Genomic DNA, 15,247 nt, shown 5'->3' on the forward strand with positions numbered 1-15,247 from the left:
ATGACCGCCAGCAGGAAGGCGTCCGCGCTGGCCGCGTTCAAGGACATGCCGCGCGAGCCGGGCGTGCCCAAGCCCGACCCCATCCTCGTGGTCGACAAGGTCGTGCGCCGCTTCGGCGGCCTGACCGCCGTCGACGTGGAGCACGTCGAGATCCAGCGGGGCTCCATCACCGCGCTGATCGGCCCCAACGGGGCGGGCAAGACCACCTTCTTCAACCAGCTCACCGGCTTCGACACGGCCGACTCCGGCGCGTGGACGTTCAACGGCCGGTCCATGAACGGCGTCCCCGCGCACAAGGTCGTCAGGAACGGCATGGTGCGCACGTTCCAGCTCACCAAGGCGCTGTCGCGCCTGACGGTGCTGGAGAACATGCGCCTGGGCGCCCAGAAGCAGAAGGGCGAGAGCTTCTGGCGGGCCATGATCCCCAGCTTCTGGCGCGGCCAGGAGGACGAGATCACCCAGCGTGCCGAGGAGCTGCTCGTCCGCTTCAAGCTGGACGCCAAGAGCGAGGACTTCGCCGGGTCGCTCTCCGGCGGCCAGCGCAAACTGCTGGAGATGGCCCGCGCGCTCATGGTCGAGCCCGAGCTGGTCATGCTCGACGAGCCCATGGCGGGCGTCAACCCGGCCCTGACGCAGTCGCTGCTCGGCCACGTCAAGGACCTGCGCGAGCAGGGCATGACGGTGCTGTTCGTCGAGCACGACATGGACATGGTCCGCGACATCAGCGACTGGGTGATCGTCATGGCCCAGGGCGCCGTCATCGCCGAGGGCCCGCCCTCGACGATCATGTCGGACGAGCGCGTGATCGACGCCTACCTGGGCGCCCACCACGACGCTCCGCTCTCGGACACCGAGCTGGAGTCTCAGCTGCAGGAGGCTGAGGCCGCTCTGGAGGCCGAAATCGAGGAGGAGACGCAGAAGTGAACGCCGAAGAGCCGGCCGAGTCGAAGGCGGCCGTCACCGACCGCTCCGCCCACCTGGCCGGGGCCGAGGACGCGGTGCTGCGCTGCGACGAGCTGATCGCCGGCTACCTGCCGGGCGTCAACATCCTCAACGGCTCCGACCTGTACGTGAAGCAGGCCGAGCTGATCGGCATCATCGGCCCCAACGGCGCCGGGAAGTCGACCCTGCTCAAGGCCATGTTCGGCCTGGTCAACATCCGCAGCGGCAAGGTCCTGCTCAAGGGCGAGGACATCACGAACATGAAGGCGCACTCGCTGGTCTCCCGCGGCGTCGGCTACGTGCCGCAGACCAACAACGTCTTCCCCAGCCTCACCATCGAGGAGAACCTCGAGATGGGCGCCTACCAGGTGCCGGGGAAGTTCAAGGAGCGCTTCGAGTTCGTGGCCGAGCTGTTCCCCGCGCTCGCGGAGCGGCGCAAGCAGCGCGCCGGCTCCCTGTCCGGCGGTGAGCGGCAGATGGTGGCCATGGCCAGGGCCCTGATGACCGAGCCCTCGGTGCTGCTGCTCGACGAGCCGTCGGCCGGTCTGTCGCCCAAGCTGCAGGACCTGGTGTTCATCCAGGCCCAGCAGATCAACAAGGCCGGCGTGACGGTGATCATGGTGGAGCAGAACGCGCGCCGCTGCCTGCAGATCTGCCACCGCGGCTACGTGCTCGACCAGGGCCGCAACGCCTACACCGGCACCGGGCAGCAGCTCGCCAACGACCCCAAGGTCATCGAGCTCTACCTCGGGACGCTGGCCAAGGCATGACGGAGGACCGCGTTGGCCGGTAGTTCTCCGGTAGTTCGCGGGTAACGAAACGGTCGAGAAGGCGAAGGGGCTCCTCCCGAGGGGCCCCTTCGCTGCTTTTTAATACCCGATGTGAAACGTTTGGCGACAGTCGCGCTCATACTGCCCGTCCTGCTCGTCGGGTGCCAGGACGACGCCTCCTCGGCCGAGAAGTTCAGCACCGGCGGCGACCCCGCCGACAGCCCGTGCGCCCGCGTGGTCTCCTCCATCGGGTACGCGGGCCTCATGCTGGGGCCGGCCGGCCAGGAGGAGCGGCAGACGTTCGAGGACGCCCTGACGGGCCGCCTGGCGGAGGTGCACGGCACCACGCGGGAGTTCGGCCCCAGGCTGCCCGGCTCGCTCCAGGAGGCCGTGGAGACCGTCAGGACGACGACCGCGAGCCTGTCCAGGAACGACGTGCCCAGGGAGCGGCAGGTGGCGCTGCTGAAGCGCTACCGGCAGGCGGCCGACCGGATCGTGGCCGGCTGCCGATGAGGCCCGCTGGAGCGCACGTGGGGCCGCAGGGGGCCGCAGGGGGGCCGCAGGGGGCCACACGTGGGCCGCGCGTGCGCTCGACGCCATGCGTTGAGCGCACGCCAAAGGGCCCGGTCGCGGACGACCGGGCCCCTCGCGGTGGTTCTGGTGACCGGCTAGCCGGCGATGTTGCCGGTGCGGTACTCCAGCGCCTTGGTGGCGTACTTGTTGTCGTCGCCGTACTGGTAGATGCCGATGGTGGCGACGGCCGGGTCACCGGCCTCGTTGAACTCGACCGGGCCGCTGACGCCCTCGTAGTCGATGTCCTTGCCGGCCTTCAGCAGGTCGACGCAGGCCTTGAAGCTGGTGCACTTCTCGCCGCCCTTGCTGACCTCCATCAGCTTCGCCGCGATGTCGACGCCCGCGTCGCTCTTGGCGGCCTCGGCGGCCAGCGCGATCAGGTTGGCCGCGTCGTAGGACTCGGGGGCGTAGCTGAAGTCCTCGAGGTCCTTGTTGACCGACAGCAGCTTCTTCTGGAACTCCTCCGGAGCCGCGGCGCCGGGGATGGTGCCCTTGACGCCCTCGAGCGTGCCCTTGGGCATCTTGATGTAGTTCGTGTTGGACGTGTTGCCGTCCACCATGTACCACTTGTGCTTGTCGGCGGGCAGGCCCTGCTTGACGAGCTCCTGGACGACCTTGGCCGTCTCCTCGAAGCCGATGAGCACGATGCCCTTCGGGTTCTTGGCCTTGAGCTTGGCGACGTCGGCGGAGAAGTCGGCCGCCTTCGGGTCGTAGTCGACGCGCTCGACCACTTCGGCGCCGCCGTCGGTGACGGTCTTCTGGACCTGGTCGGCCAGGCCGGTGCCGTAGGAGTCCTGCATCGCCATGATGCCGACCGTGTCGTTGCCGTCGGCCACCACGAGGTCACCAAGCACACGCCCCTGCAGCTTGTCCGGCGGCGAGGTGCGGAAGTACAGGCCCTTGTCACTGATGGTGGTGAACTTGTCGGAGGTGTTGGCCGGCGAGAAGTGCACCACACCGGCGCCCGTGATCTTGTCGATCACCGACTCCGACACCGACGAGGAGGCGGCGCCGATGATGGCGTCGGCCTTCTGCGCCAGCAGCTTGTCCACCGACTGCGAGGCGATGTTGGTGGTCGTGTCGCCCGAGTCCGTGTCGTACTTGGTCACGGGCTTGCCGAGCACGCCGCCGGCCTCGTTGATCTCCTTGAGAGCCAGGTCGACACCCGCGAACTCGGGCGGGCCGAGGAATGCCAGCGAACCGGTCTGGGGCAGCAGCGTGCCGAGGGTGAGCGTGCCGTCCCCCTGCGCCGCGGGCGCGGACGAGGCCGGCGCAGCGCTTTGGGACGTTTGCGTGGCGGTGTCGCCGCCGCCACCGCCGCAGGCTGTCAGGGCGAGGCTCGTGGCGGCCACGACAGCCAGCGCCCGTCCCACGGGAGCAATGCGGATCATGAAGTGTCTCCTTCAATCCAGGCCGGGATCCGTCAGCACCGCCGAGCGTTCCCGATCGAATGACGGAAACGTACAAAATGGTGAAGGACTGTAACTAGGTCCCCGTGGGAACTGTCGGCACTTGGATGCGGAGTCGTAATCACTCCTCAACTTACGGACCTGCGTAAGGACGCCTAATGTGCGACGGGTGAAGCGCATTATGCCCCTCCTGGCGCTGACCGTCCTCGCCGCCGGTTGCGGTTCGGCCCAGGGACCCTCTCCCCTGCCGTCCCCCTCGCCGGCCGGACCGCCTCCCGGCGTGTCGGTCTCCTTGGCCCAATGGCGTTCCGACGAGCCGGTGCACGCGCTTCAAGTGGCCGTCCGAAATACTAGTGAAACACCTGTTTATTTCGCTGACGTCCAGCTCGTCACGGAGTCCTTCAAGACCCTCCCGCCGCGACGGGCCGACGCCGTCATCGGCAAGACCGAGCGCACAGACCTGCCCATCCCGTACGGCGCCGCCAACTGCTCCACCGGCGACCTGCCCGAGCTCCGCCCCGCCACCGTCGTGGCCCACGTCGCCACCGGCTCGCAGCAGCCGCACAGAGTCGTCTTCGACGTGCCGCACCCCGACCCCCTGCTCACCAGGCTGTTGCGCGACGAATGCTCCGAGTTCCTCATCAAGCAGGCGGTGAGCATCGAGTTCGGCCCGGACTGGAAGGAGTCGGGCAAGGTCATGCGCGGGAGCCTGGTGGTCACCAGGCGCGGGCCGGGTGAGGTCGCGCTGAACGACATGGGCGGCACCACCCACTACATCGCCACCCCGCGAAACAGGCCGATGGGCGTGCTGAAAGCCGGCGAGCAACGGCTGGAGGCGCCGGTCGAGCTCACCCCCGGCCGGTGCGACCCGCACGCGTTCGCCGAGGCCAAGAAGGCCTTCCAGTTCCCGGTGCGGGCCGCCGTGGACGGCGGGCCTGAGCGCGTGGTCATCGTCACGCCGTCCAAGCCGCAGCAGGAGGGGCTCATCATCTACGCGATGGCCGCCTGCGGGCTCGGCTCCTAGCCCTCGATGTTGCCGGTACGGTACTCCAGCGCCTTGCCGGGGTACTTGTTGTCGTCGCCGTACTCGTAGACGCCGATCGTGGCCACGGCCGGGTCACCGGCCTCGTTGAACTCGATCGGGCCGCTGACACCGTCGTAGTCGATGTCCTTGCCCGCCTTCAGCAGGTCGGCGCACTCCTTGAAGCTCTTGCACTTCTCGCCGCCCTTGCTCACCTCGGGCAGCTTGGCCGCGATCGACTTGCCGGTGTCGTCCTTGGCCGCCTCCGCGGCCAGCGCGATCAGGTTCGTCGCGTCGTACGACTCGGCGGCGTAGGTGAAGTCGTCGAGCTCGGGGTTGAGCTCCAGGAGCTTCTTCCTGAACGCGTCGGGGGCCTCGGCGCCGGGGATCGTGCCCTTGACGCCCTTGAGGGTGCCCTTGGGCATCTTCAGGTAGTTGGTGTTCGACATGTTGCCGTCCACCATGTACCACTTGTGCTTGTCCGCGGTCAGGCCCTGCTTGACCAGCTCCGCCACGACCTTGGCGCCCTCCTCGAAACCGATCAGCACGATCGCCTTCGGGTTCTTGGCCTTGATCTTGGCGACGTCGGCGGAGAACTCGGCCGCCTTCGGGTCGTAGTCCACCCGCTCGACGACGCTCGCGCCGGCCTCCTCGGCCGTCTTGGTGACCTGGTCGGCCAGCCCCGAGCCGTAGGAGTCCTGCATCGCCATGATGCCGATGGTGTCGTTGCCGTCGGCCGCGATCAGGTCGCCCAGCACCCGGCCCTGCAGCTTGTCCGGCGGCGCCGTACGGAAGTACAGGCCGTTGTCGCTGATCGTGCTGAACTTGTCGGAGGTGTTGGCCGGCGAGAAGTGCACCACACCGGCGCCCGTGATCTTGTCGATGATCGACTCCGACACCGACGAGGAGGCGGCGCCGACGATGGCGTCGGCCTTCTGCGTCAGCAGCTTGTCCACCGACTGCGAGGCGATGTTCGTGGTCGTGTCGCCGGAGTCCGTGTGCTGCTTCTCGACCGGCTTGCCGAGCACGCCCCCGGCCTCGTTGATCTCCTTGACCGCCTGGTCGACCCCCGCGAACTCGGGCGGGCCGAGGAAGGCCAGCGAACCCGTCTGGGGCAGCACCGTGCCGATGGTCAGCGTGCCGTCGCCCGCAGCCGCCGGCGCCGAAGAGGCCGCCGTGGACGGCGCGGCGGTCCCGGACTGCTCGGCGGCCGTGTCGCCGCCACCACCACAGGCCGTCAGGGCCAGGCTCGCCGCGGCCGCGACGGCCAGCAAGCGCCCCGCTGGAGCAATGCGCATCATGAAAGAGACTCCCCCTATCTCAGCGAAGTGACGATCACCTTCGCCAGTTTTCCGAGCTCAGCATGCCCCTTTTGGGCGGTTGTGGGGAGTTCTCCTGAGGCTTTTATGCCGATTCGTAATGTCCTAAACACCCATAGTAATGGTATGTTTCATGAGAGTTACGGACACCCCCCGTTATGGGATGACCTGATCCGATATTTCCGGATCTAGACAGAAATGTGAGTAGGCCCGGCCGCAACCCGCGGATGTCGCCTCGGGACGCCGGCACAAAAAAGGTGAGGTCACGAGCCCCGAACAGCGCCGGCCTCCTGCCGCGACCGGCCCGGCCTCCGCCGACCGGCGCTGCCGGCGCTGACTTACCCGGTCAACTCCCGTCATGCTCGGGCCGCTCCCGGGTTCCCCGATCCGGTTCCCCGATCCGGCTCGACGGCGACGGCTCGACCGCGACGGCGGACGCCGACAGCAGCGTCGCACCGGCCAGCCCGCCCCACAGCACGGCAGGACCGTACGGCGCCAGAGCCGTGAGGACCGCCGGGGAGACCGCGAGACCGAAGCCCGTGGAGAGCTGGAAACGGGCCAGCGCACGTCCCAGGACCCGCGCCGGGGCCCGCGCGGCAACCAGCGCGGTGGCACTGCCGGCATAGACGATCTCGCCGAGCGTGCAGACCACCGACACCACGGCGACGGCCGGCGCGCCCCAGCCGTCCCCCAGCGACATGGCCGCGAGGAAGCCCAGGTAGGACATGGCGAGCACCACACCGGCGAGAGCCAGCACGGTCCGCCGGCGGAAGCGGGACAACAGCACCGTGACCGGAACCTGCAAAGTGATCACCAGCACCGTGTTCGCCACGAAGACCGCCGCCGGCCAGACCGGCGAGGCGTGCAACTGCGTCACCAGAACCAGCGGCAGCGCGATCTCGGGCACGTTGAGACAGAAGACGTAGATCACGTTGGCGGCCAGCAGCACGCCCATCCCGGACGCGGGCCCGTCGTCCCCGTCCCCGTCCCCGTCCATGGCAGCGGCCGGACGAGCGCGTACGCGCACCGACCACGCCAGAGCCGCCGCGGCGAGATAGGCGAGCCCCGTGCCGGCCGCCAGCACCCGCAGCCCGGTGGCGCCACCCGCCAGACACGCCGTGGCGAGCAACGCCCCCGCACCCAGCCCGGCGTTACGCAGCGCGCGCCCCGCCGCGAGGGCGGCGTCACGATCCCGCCCCTGAGCGAGCGTGGCCACGAGCGCCGCATGGGCCGCCGGCCACACCTGGTTGCCGATGCCGAGGAACAACGCCGCCGCCGCGAACAACCCCACGTTCCCCGCCGGGGTCACCACCAGCAGCGCCACACCCAGCACCCGTACCAGCATCGACGCCGCCACGACCGCGCTGCGCGCACCCCGGTCCAGCCACCGCCCGGCCGCCGGCACGCACACCAGCCCCGTCACGACGCCGGCCGTCATCGCGACCCCGGTGACCGGCGCGGACAGCCCCAGCACCGTCACACCGTAGAGCAGCAGAAACGGCCGCAGCAGGCCCGTGCCGAGCGCGTCCACCCCGAGGGCGGCGACATAGCGGGGACCGCCGGAAGCACGGATGAGGGCCCGCGTGGTGGTGGTAGCCATGGCGTCAACAGTGCGTCCGCCCACCGGACCCGCCCCGACGATTGACGGAGACCGTCAACCGATGCCGCCACCGCCCCTCCGACCAGCGATGATGGGAGGGTGACGCTGAGGATCGACATCAGCGGCCTGCCGCCGCGGAGCCTGCGGTTCGCCGCCTCCCCGCTGGCCGAGCTGACCGCGATGCTGCACGTCCTGGCCGAGCCCGGGCACCACCCGAAACTGGCCTGCTGGGCCGGCGACGTCTGGGCCGGGCTGCGGCCAGAACTCGCCGAACGGCTGCGGGAGGCCGAGTTCCTCTGGCGTTCCTCACGAGCCGACTTCCTCGTCCCCGCCCGCCCCCGGCCCACCCTCGCCGAAGAACTCGACGACGTGGACCGGATCGACGACGAAACCTACGTCACCGCCGCACTCGTCACCACCTGCGGCAGCAACCGGGTCCGCTTCGCCACACCCTCACCGCTCACCGACGGCACCGCCCGCGAGCGAGCCCTGCACCTCGCCCAGGCCCGCGGCACCCTCCAAGAAGCCTTCGCGGAACGCCTGCTCGCCGACCCCGCCGCCGTACGGGCACGGGTGCGCCACACCCTCGAACAGTGCGCGGAAGCCTTCTTCGACGCCACCTGGGCACGCGTCGTCCCCCAGCTCACCACCGACGTGCGCGTCAAGAACGACCTGCTGCGGCATCAGGGCATCGCAGCCGCACTCACGTCGATCTCCGGCGCCCTCACCCTGACACCCGACGGCCACCACATCGCCGTCGACAAACTCCAGGACCACGCCACCACCGCCCACGACACCGGGATCACCTTCCTGCCCAGCGTCTTCGGCCGCCCACACCTGGTCGCCATCCACGCACCCGGATGGCCACCCGTGGTGCAGTACCCCGTCACCGCGACGAACCCGCCGAAACCGGTCACGCTGGAAACCGTCACCCTGCGCCTGGAGGCACTCGCCCATCCCGTGCGGCTACGCCTGCTCCGCACCCTGGCCCGCGGCCCCCACACCACCGGCGAACTGGCCCACGCCTGGGAACTCACACCCCCGGAGGTCTCCCGCCACCTCGCCGTCCTGCGCCGCGCGGGCCTGCTCACGACCCAGCGGCACGGCCGCTACGTCCGCTACAGCGTCAACCTCACCGACCTGACGGCACTGGGCGCCGACGTGCTGACGGCCGTACTGCGCTGAGATCGACGGCCGGCTCCCTCACGACCGCTCCGCCGCGTCGTCGATAACGATCTGAGCAACCTCACGCATGCTCAGCCGCCGATCCATCGACGCCTTCTGAATCCACCGGAACGCCTGCGGCTCACTCCAGCCGTGCTGCGCCATCAACTGCCCCTTGGCCCGCTCGACCAGCTTCCTCGTCTCCAGCCGCTCCGACAGGCTCGACACCTCGGCCGCCAGCGCGACCATCTCCTCGTGCCTGCTGACCGCCATCTCGATCGCCGGCACCAGATCCGCCTTCGTGAACGGCTTCACCAGATAGGCCATCGCCCCCGCGTCCCGGGCCCGCTCCACCAGATCACGCTGGGAGAACGCGGTCAGGATCAGGCAGGGAGCGATCCGGTCGGCCACGATCCGCTCGGCCGCCGAGATGCCGTCGAGCACCGGCATCTTCACGTCCAGAATCACGAGATCGGGTCTCAGGTCGGCGGCCAGCCGGATCGCCTGCTCACCATCTCCGGCCTCGCCCACGACGACGTAGCCGTCCTCCTGGAGCATCTCCTTGAGGTCGAGGCGGATCAGCGCCTCGTCTTCCGCGATCACTACTCGCCGCTGCGTACTCACGAGCAGAAGAGTACAGACGTCCGGTAGATTAGATCCACGCCGGTGCGGCTCGGGGCGTTACGCTACGAGATCTCAGACCGGACATATGCCGCCCCGGTAGACCAATCGGCAGAGTCGATGGCCTCAAAATCCATTCAGTGTGGGTTCGAATCCCACCCGGGGCACTGACGTGGCCGCCCGGCCGTTCGGCCGGGCGGTTTTGTCGGACCCGGCCGCGACACTCTGCGCATGCACGGCATCACCGTACGCCAACAGGCGCCGCGGCTGCTGGCTTTCGGGCTCAGTGTCGCCGAGGCCAGCCGCCAGACCGGCGCGAGCGCCTCCATCATCCGGCTCTGGCGCGACCGCGCCGGGGACACCCCGCCTGCGTCGGCTGTCTGCCCGCGCTGCGCGCCCGTGCCCCTCCCAATGGCGCCCGCCGGCAGCTACGCCCATCTCCTGGGCCTCTACCTCGGCGACGGCTACCTCCTGCGCTGCACCACCAACGTCTACCAGCTCTCGATCTACTGCGACGACCACTGGCCCGGCCTCATGGAGGAGGCCGCCCGCACGATGGCCCTCGCGCTGCCCGCCTCCCCCGTCACCCGCCGTCCGCGCAACGGCTGCACCGAGCTCAAGAGCATGTCGAGGCACTGGCCGCACCTGTTCCCGCAGCACGGCCCTGGCAAGAAGCACGAGCGCGCGATCGTGCTCGATCCCTGGCAGCAAGAGGTGGTCTCGGCGCATCCGGGGCCGTTCCTCAGAGGGCTCATCCGCTCCGACGGCTACCGGGGGCTCAACCGCGTCCGCCACCAGTTGTCCAGCGGCGTCCGCTGGTACGCCTATCCGCGCTACCACTTCAAGAACGAGTCCCGCGACATCATGGCCCTGTGTTGCGCGGCGCTCGATCTGCTCGGCGTGGCCTGGCGGTTCAACGACCGCAACGAGTTGTCCGTGGCCAGGCGGGGAGGCCGTGGCGTTGCTGGACCTGCATGTCGGCCCCAAATACTGACCGCCCCGGCCCGCGTTCAGCGACGCAGGGTCTGCCAGGCCGTGCGGGCCGCCGCCAGGGCTTCTTCTTCCGAGGCGCCGGTGTGGAGTGCGGCGCGGGCGAACTCCTCGGCCGCTTCGGCGAGCCGGAGCCGGAGCCGGTCGGCGTTGTCGGTGATGACGGCCGCCCGGCCGCGCCGCAACTCCACCAGGCCCTCGTCGCGGAGTTGCTGGTAGCCGCGCAGGACGGTGTGCAGGTTGATGCCGAGGGCGGCGGCCACGTTGCGGGCGGAGGGGAGCCGGTCGCCGGGTGCGGCCGTGCCGCCGGCCAGCGCGGCCCGTACGGAGGCGGCCACCTGGTCGGCGAGCGGCTGGGGCGAGGCCGGGTCGATGCTGATGAGCATTACGCGGTCTCTCCTTGGCGCTGTCCGCTGCGCATCACGCCGTCTCCCCCTGGCGCTGCCTGCTCAGCCATCCGTTGACGAGTGCCGCCGCGGTCTCGGCCCCGCGGGTGGAGTAGACGAACTGGCGGTCGTCGCTCAGCCTCGCCACCAGGGCCGGTCCTCTCCCACTGGTGATTCCCCAGCCGTCGTCGCCGTCGTGCAGCCGGTAGCGCCCTGGCGGGCGGCCGACGCTGGCTTGGGCGAACCGTATCAGGCGGTAGGGCAGGGTCCGGTGCAGGGCGGGCAGCCAGGCGGCTCGTACGGTGATGCCCGCGTCGTCGATCTGGAGGCGGGTGCGTGCCTGGGCCAGTTCGAAGAGCGTCCATGCGGCCAGCAGTACGGGGCCCTGCCAGGTGTCGGAGCCTGTGAGCGCGCTCAGCACGGTCAGCGTGCCCAGCACGGCGGCGGCGACCAGCCTGGGCCGCGACCAGGCCGACGTCACGAAGAGGGCGCGCTGCGTCGGTCCGAGTGCCATGGCGGGCGCGTGCGCGGGTGGCGCGACTTCGGCCTCGGGCGGTTTCGGGACCGGGCCGGCGGCCAGGTAGCCCACCGCGACCGCGGTGACGGTCACGGCGATCTCCACGGCGCGGTGCCACGGTGGTGAGGGAACGGGGCCCGGCTGCCCGGCGAGCGCGGCCACGGACAGAACGACGGCCGTGGCGCGGGAGACGCCGACGAAGAACGCCAGGGCCACCACGCCGCGCTGCAACTGGGGAAGGCTCCGGTAGCAGACGAACGGGAGGATGAGCGCCGCCTCGAACACCACCAGGGACATCCACTGCTGAGAGAGCCAGCCTTCCCAGGAGGGCGCGTACTGGGGCAGGGCCGACCAGCTGTCGACGTAGGCGCGGTCGGGGAGCCGGTCGCCGTACCAGCTGACCGTGATCATGGGAACGGCCACCACGAGCAGGGGCGGAAGCACTGTCAGGATCAGGCGGCGCAGGCGTCCTCGTGCCGCGAGATCGGCGGAACGGTTCACGGCGACCTCCAACTGTTTGTTTTCGACTATAACACTGCTAACAGTTGGCGCGGAGGGTCCGTGCGCGGGGTGGGGACTTTTCGGGATCGCTCCCATGGGGAATAGCCGTTTCAAGATCGATGAATACGGGGGTGGGCGGGATGCCGTTGAGTGTCGCGGCGCGGGAGGCGTTTCTGGCGGAGACGCACATCGCGAGCCTGGCCGTGGAGTCCGGCGAGGGGCGCGCGCCGCTGACCGTGCCGGTCTGGTACGACTACAGCCCCGGCGGCGAGATCCGGTTCCTGACCGACGGCGACTCGCACAAGGCCAGGCTGATCGCGAAGGCGGGCCGGTTCTCGATGCTGGTGCAGCGGGCGAGCCCGACCTACCGGTACGTCTCGGTGGAGGGGCCGGTCGTGCGGTCGGGGCCGACGACGCTGGAGGAGCTGACCTGCATCTCGGGGCGTTACCTGCCGCCCGACGCCGTGTCGGGATATGTGCAGGGCTCGGATCTGAACGTGCTGGTGACGTTCAGGATGCGACCGGAGCACTGGCTCTCCGCGGACCTCGGCGCCCTGGGCTGACCCGCGAAGCGCCGCCGACCTGCGAAGCGCCGCTGGCCTCCCAAGTGCCGTGGGCTGACCTGCGAAACGGTATTTTTGGGCCCGTGACTGCTATCGCTCCCGACTCGACCGGCGCCTTCGGCGTCGGCCTCGCGACCATCGCCGCCGACGGCACCGTACTCGACACCTGGTTTCCCGCCCCCCAGCTGGGCGCGCCGCCCGTGAAGGGCACCGAACGGCTCTCCGCCGAGGAGGCGGGGCAACTGGACGGGGAGCTGACCGAGCTGGCCGGCCCGGACCCGGTGCGCGGCGTGGAGGTGGTGGCGGTGCGCACCGGCATCGCCGACCTCGCCGAACCGCCGGTGGACACGCATGACGTCTGGCTGCGCCTGCACCTGCTCTCCTCCCGCCTCGTCCGGCCGCACGGCGCCAACCTCGACGGGGTGTTCGGCCTGCTGGCCAACGTGGTGTGGACGAATTTCGGCCCGTGCCCGGTGGCGGACTTCGAGCACACGCGGCTGCGGTTGCGGACGAAGGGGCCGGTGTCGGTGTACGGGGTGGACAAGTTCCCGCGCATGGTGGACTACGTGCTGCCCGCGGGCGTGCGGATCGCCGACGCCGACCGGGTGCGCCTGGGCGCGCATCTGGCCGACGGCACCACGGTGATGCACGAGGGCTTCGTGAACTTCAACGCGGGCACGCTGGGCGCGGCGATGATCGAGGGCCGGGTCTCGGCGGGGGTGGTCATCGGCGACCACTCCGACGTCGGCGGCGGCGCGTCGATCATGGGCACGCTGTCGGGCGGCGGCAAGCAGGTGATCTCGGTCGGCGAGCGCTGCCTGCTGGGCGCGAACTCGGGGCTGGGCATCTCGCTGGGCGACGACTGCGTGGTGGAGGCGGGCCTGTACGTGACGGCGGGCACGAAGGTGGCCCTGCCTGACGGCACGGTGGTGAAGGCGGCCGAGCTGTCGGGTACGAACGGCGTCCTGCTGCGGCGCAACTCGCAGTCGGGCGCGGTGGAGGCGGTGCCCCGCAAGGGCGACGGCATCGAACTCAACGCCGCCCTCCACGCCAACTGACCCGGGCCTCAACCGCCCGGGCCCGGCGACGGCCGTCACCTCACCCACCATGGGGGTGGCGGCCGTCGCTCACCATGGGATTGGTGACCGGCCGTCACTCACCATGGGGTGGCCGGTCGTCGCTCACCATGGGATCGGCCGTAGCCCGCCGCACACCGGCCAGTGCCCCGGCCGGCAACCGATCCCCCGCCGGCGAACGACGCGCGACAGCCCACATCGACCATGGAGAGGGCCCACAGGGCGCGCCGTATCGGTGCCCGGCCCGTGAAGGGTCAGAGGCCGTTTCCCTGGAGGGCCCTCAGCGATCTACGTCGGGTGGCAGACCACGTCGCAGCGTAAAAAAAAAATAGCGCTTTAGTGTGCGTGAGAGACAGCCGAGCCGATCGTGTGGACGCGCAGAGCATTGGTGGAGCCCGGAGTGCCAGGCGGGGAGCCGGCCACGATGACCACCTTGTCGCCCTTCTCCAGCCGTCCCGAGGACAGCAGCGACGCCTCCACCTGCCGCACCATGTCGTCGGTGTGGTGCACGAACGGCACGTGGAACGTCTCCACCCCCCACGTCAGCGACAGCTGCCCCCGCACGTGGGGCGCGGAGGTGAAGGCGAGCAGCGGGATCGGTGAGCGGTAGCGGGCCAGCCGCCGCGCCGTCTCTCCCGACATCGTGAACGCGATCAGCGCCTTGGCCCCGACGATGGCGCCGACCTCGGCCGCGGCCCTGGCGATGGCGCCGCCGGTGGTCTCGGGCATGCGTTCGAGGGTGTGGGTGGCGTGCAGGAAGGACTTCTCCGCGGCGCAGGCGATGCGGTCCATCGTGTTGACGGATTCGATCGGGTAGTTGCCGACGGAGGTCTCGCCCGACAGCATGACCGCGTCGGCGCCGTCCATGACGGCGTAGGCGACGTCGGAGGCTTCGGCGCGGGTGGGGCGCGGGGCGTTCATCATGGAGTCGAGCATCTGGGTGGCCACGATGACCGGGTGGGCCTTCTCGCGGCACAGCTCGATGATGCGCCGCTGCACGATCGGGACCTCTTCGAGCGGCAGCTCGACGCCGAGGTCGCCGCGGGCGACCATGATGCCGTCGAAGGCGTCGACGATCTCGGGGAGGCGGTCGACTGCCTGCGGCTTCTCGATCTTTGCGATCAGCGGGAGGCGGACGGCCTCCTGCTCCATGATGTTGCGCACCACGTCGGCGTCGGACGGGCGGCGGACGAAGGACAGGGCGATCATGTCGAAGCCGGTGCGCAGCGCCCAGCGCAGGTCGGCCTCGTCCTTGTCGGTGAGCGCGGGGGCGCTGACGTTGACGCCCGGCAGGTTGAGGCCCTTGTTGTCGGAGATCATGCCGCCGATGACGACGCGGGTGACGATGCGTTCGGGGTCGACGCGGGTGGCTTCGAGGACGAGCCGGCCGTCGTCGACCAGGATCGTGTCACCGGGGCGGACGTCGTTGGGCAGCCCCTTGTAGGTGGTGGAGACCTGCTCGCGATCGCCAGGGACGTCTTCGGTGGTGATGGTGAAGACGTCACCGAAGCCCAGCCTGACGGGGCCTTCCTCGAACGTGCCGACACGGATCTTGGGGCCCTGCAGGTCGGCGAGCACGCCTACACCGCGGCCGAGGTCGGCCGCCACCTCCCTGACCCGGTCGTAGACCTCTCTGTGCATGTCATGATTGCCATGGCTGAGGTTGAACCGTGCCACGTCCATGCCTGCGGCGATCAGCTCGCGGAGGCGTTCTTTGCTGGAGGTGGCGGGGCCTAGGGTGCAGACGATTTTCGCGCGACGAGTCACGAGTCCTACCTTAATTGGTACAGACCAC

At 69.8% G+C, this 15,247-nt stretch carries 14 protein-coding genes, 1 tRNA gene and 1 pseudogene; 9 read left to right on the forward strand and 7 right to left on the reverse strand.

What is annotated here, in order from left to right; translation table 11 throughout:
- From ABFX54_RS30000 to ABFX54_RS30010, 3 genes are all read left to right on the forward strand, one after another.
- A complete protein-coding gene (locus ABFX54_RS30000; RefSeq protein ID WP_346109940.1) occupies positions 1–924 on the forward strand; it encodes an ABC transporter ATP-binding protein in 924 nt (307 codons plus the stop codon).
- Positions 921–1,712, forward strand: coding sequence for an ABC transporter ATP-binding protein (locus ABFX54_RS30005; protein ID WP_346109917.1), 792 nt, complete (start codon positions 921–923; stop codon positions 1,710–1,712). The genes ABFX54_RS30000 and ABFX54_RS30005 overlap by 4 nt, the downstream gene beginning before the upstream one ends.
- A gap of 120 nt (positions 1,713–1,832) precedes the next feature.
- Complete coding sequence (locus ABFX54_RS30010; protein ID WP_346109918.1) at positions 1,833–2,225, forward strand: hypothetical protein; 393 nt, start codon at positions 1,833–1,835, stop codon at positions 2,223–2,225.
- 155 nt (positions 2,226–2,380) lie between these two features.
- On the opposite strand, the gene ABFX54_RS30015 is transcribed toward ABFX54_RS30010, so the two are convergent.
- The gene (locus tag ABFX54_RS30015; protein ID WP_346109919.1) at positions 2,381–3,676 is read right to left on the reverse strand and encodes an ABC transporter substrate-binding protein; all 1,296 of its coding nucleotides are present in this window, start codon (positions 3,674–3,676) and stop codon (positions 2,381–2,383) included.
- Between the two features lie 187 nt (positions 3,677–3,863).
- Between ABFX54_RS30015 and ABFX54_RS30020 the strand changes: the two genes are divergently transcribed.
- Positions 3,864–4,718 (forward strand): hypothetical protein, encoded by an 855-nt coding sequence (locus ABFX54_RS30020; protein ID WP_346109920.1) that lies wholly within the window; start codon positions 3,864–3,866, stop codon positions 4,716–4,718.
- Here the strand turns inward: ABFX54_RS30020 and ABFX54_RS30025 are convergent.
- The gene (locus ABFX54_RS30025; RefSeq protein WP_346109921.1) at positions 4,715–6,016 is read right to left on the reverse strand and encodes an ABC transporter substrate-binding protein; all 1,302 of its coding nucleotides are present in this window, start codon (positions 6,014–6,016) and stop codon (positions 4,715–4,717) included. The genes ABFX54_RS30020 and ABFX54_RS30025 overlap by 4 nt on opposite strands.
- Positions 6,017–6,380: 364 nt before the next feature.
- Entirely contained in the window at positions 6,381–7,634 is a 1,254-nt protein-coding gene (locus tag ABFX54_RS30030) for an MFS transporter (RefSeq protein ID WP_346109922.1), read from the reverse strand.
- A gap of 99 nt (positions 7,635–7,733) precedes the next feature.
- Here ABFX54_RS30030 and ABFX54_RS30035 point away from each other — a divergent pair, with 99 nt between their 5' ends.
- Entirely contained in the window at positions 7,734–8,819 is a 1,086-nt protein-coding gene (locus tag ABFX54_RS30035) for a DUF5937 family protein (protein ID WP_346109923.1), read from the forward strand.
- An 18-nt stretch (positions 8,820–8,837) separates the two neighbouring features.
- Here the strand turns inward: ABFX54_RS30035 and ABFX54_RS30040 are convergent, their stop codons facing one another.
- The gene (locus tag ABFX54_RS30040; protein WP_346109924.1) at positions 8,838–9,422 is read right to left on the reverse strand and encodes an ANTAR domain-containing response regulator; all 585 of its coding nucleotides are present in this window, start codon (positions 9,420–9,422) and stop codon (positions 8,838–8,840) included.
- 90 nt (positions 9,423–9,512) lie between these two features.
- Here ABFX54_RS30040 and ABFX54_RS30045 point away from each other — a divergent pair.
- Both ABFX54_RS30045 and ABFX54_RS30050 read left to right on the forward strand, forming a co-directional pair.
- Positions 9,513–9,586 (forward strand) — tRNA-Leu (locus tag ABFX54_RS30045).
- Between the two features lie 64 nt (positions 9,587–9,650).
- A complete protein-coding gene (locus ABFX54_RS30050) occupies positions 9,651–10,628 on the forward strand; it encodes a hypothetical protein (RefSeq protein WP_346109941.1) in 978 nt (325 codons plus the stop codon).
- Here ABFX54_RS30050 and ABFX54_RS30055 read toward each other — a convergent pair.
- Together ABFX54_RS30055 and ABFX54_RS30060 are read right to left on the reverse strand one after the other, a co-directional pair.
- Positions 10,628–10,795: pseudogene (locus ABFX54_RS30055) on the reverse strand (GntR family transcriptional regulator); the annotation flags it as partial. The gene ABFX54_RS30050 and the pseudogene ABFX54_RS30055 overlap by 1 nt on opposite strands.
- Before the next feature lie 34 nt (positions 10,796–10,829).
- A complete protein-coding gene (locus ABFX54_RS30060; protein ID WP_346109925.1) occupies positions 10,830–11,813 on the reverse strand; it encodes a hypothetical protein in 984 nt (327 codons plus the stop codon).
- Between the two features lie 140 nt (positions 11,814–11,953).
- On the opposite strand from ABFX54_RS30060, the gene ABFX54_RS30065 reads away from it, so the two are divergent.
- Positions 11,954–12,376 carry a pyridoxamine 5'-phosphate oxidase family protein gene (locus ABFX54_RS30065; protein WP_346109926.1) on the forward strand — a complete coding sequence of 141 codons (423 nt, stop codon included), beginning with the start codon at positions 11,954–11,956 and terminating at the stop codon, positions 12,374–12,376.
- Positions 12,377–12,459: 83 nt separating this feature from the next.
- Positions 12,460–13,434 carry a 2,3,4,5-tetrahydropyridine-2,6-dicarboxylate N-succinyltransferase gene (gene dapD / locus ABFX54_RS30070; RefSeq protein WP_346109927.1) on the forward strand — a complete coding sequence of 325 codons (975 nt, stop codon included), beginning with the start codon at positions 12,460–12,462 and terminating at the stop codon, positions 13,432–13,434.
- A gap of 354 nt (positions 13,435–13,788) precedes the next feature.
- On the opposite strand, the gene pyk is transcribed toward dapD, so the two are convergent.
- Positions 13,789–15,219: a pyruvate kinase gene (gene pyk, locus ABFX54_RS30075; protein ID WP_346109928.1), complete on the reverse strand. Its 1,431-nt coding sequence runs from the start codon at positions 15,217–15,219 to the stop codon at positions 13,789–13,791.
- Positions 15,220–15,247 lie beyond the last annotated feature (28 nt).

The organism is Nonomuraea maheshkhaliensis, assembly GCF_039529435.1.
GTDB lineage: Bacteria > Actinomycetota > Actinomycetes > Streptosporangiales > Streptosporangiaceae > Nonomuraea > Nonomuraea maheshkhaliensis.

What these genes read in the sequence shown, in the direction of transcription:
- ABFX54_RS30050 (WP_346109941.1), top strand. Translation starts at nt 9,651, where the DNA reads ATGCACGGCATCACCGTACGCCAACAGGCGCCGCGGCTGCTGGCTTTC.
- ABFX54_RS30030 (WP_346109922.1), bottom strand. Translation starts at nt 7,634, where the DNA reads ATGGCTACCACCACCACGCGGGCCCTCATCCGTGCTTCCGGCGGTCCC.
- ABFX54_RS30015 (WP_346109919.1), bottom strand. Translation starts at nt 3,676, where the DNA reads ATGATCCGCATTGCTCCCGTGGGACGGGCGCTGGCTGTCGTGGCCGCC.
- ABFX54_RS30000 (WP_346109940.1), top strand. Translation starts at nt 1, where the DNA reads ATGACCGCCAGCAGGAAGGCGTCCGCGCTGGCCGCGTTCAAGGACATG.
- ABFX54_RS30025 (WP_346109921.1), bottom strand. Translation starts at nt 6,016, where the DNA reads ATGATGCGCATTGCTCCAGCGGGGCGCTTGCTGGCCGTCGCGGCCGCG.
- ABFX54_RS30065 (WP_346109926.1), top strand. Translation starts at nt 11,954, where the DNA reads ATGCCGTTGAGTGTCGCGGCGCGGGAGGCGTTTCTGGCGGAGACGCAC.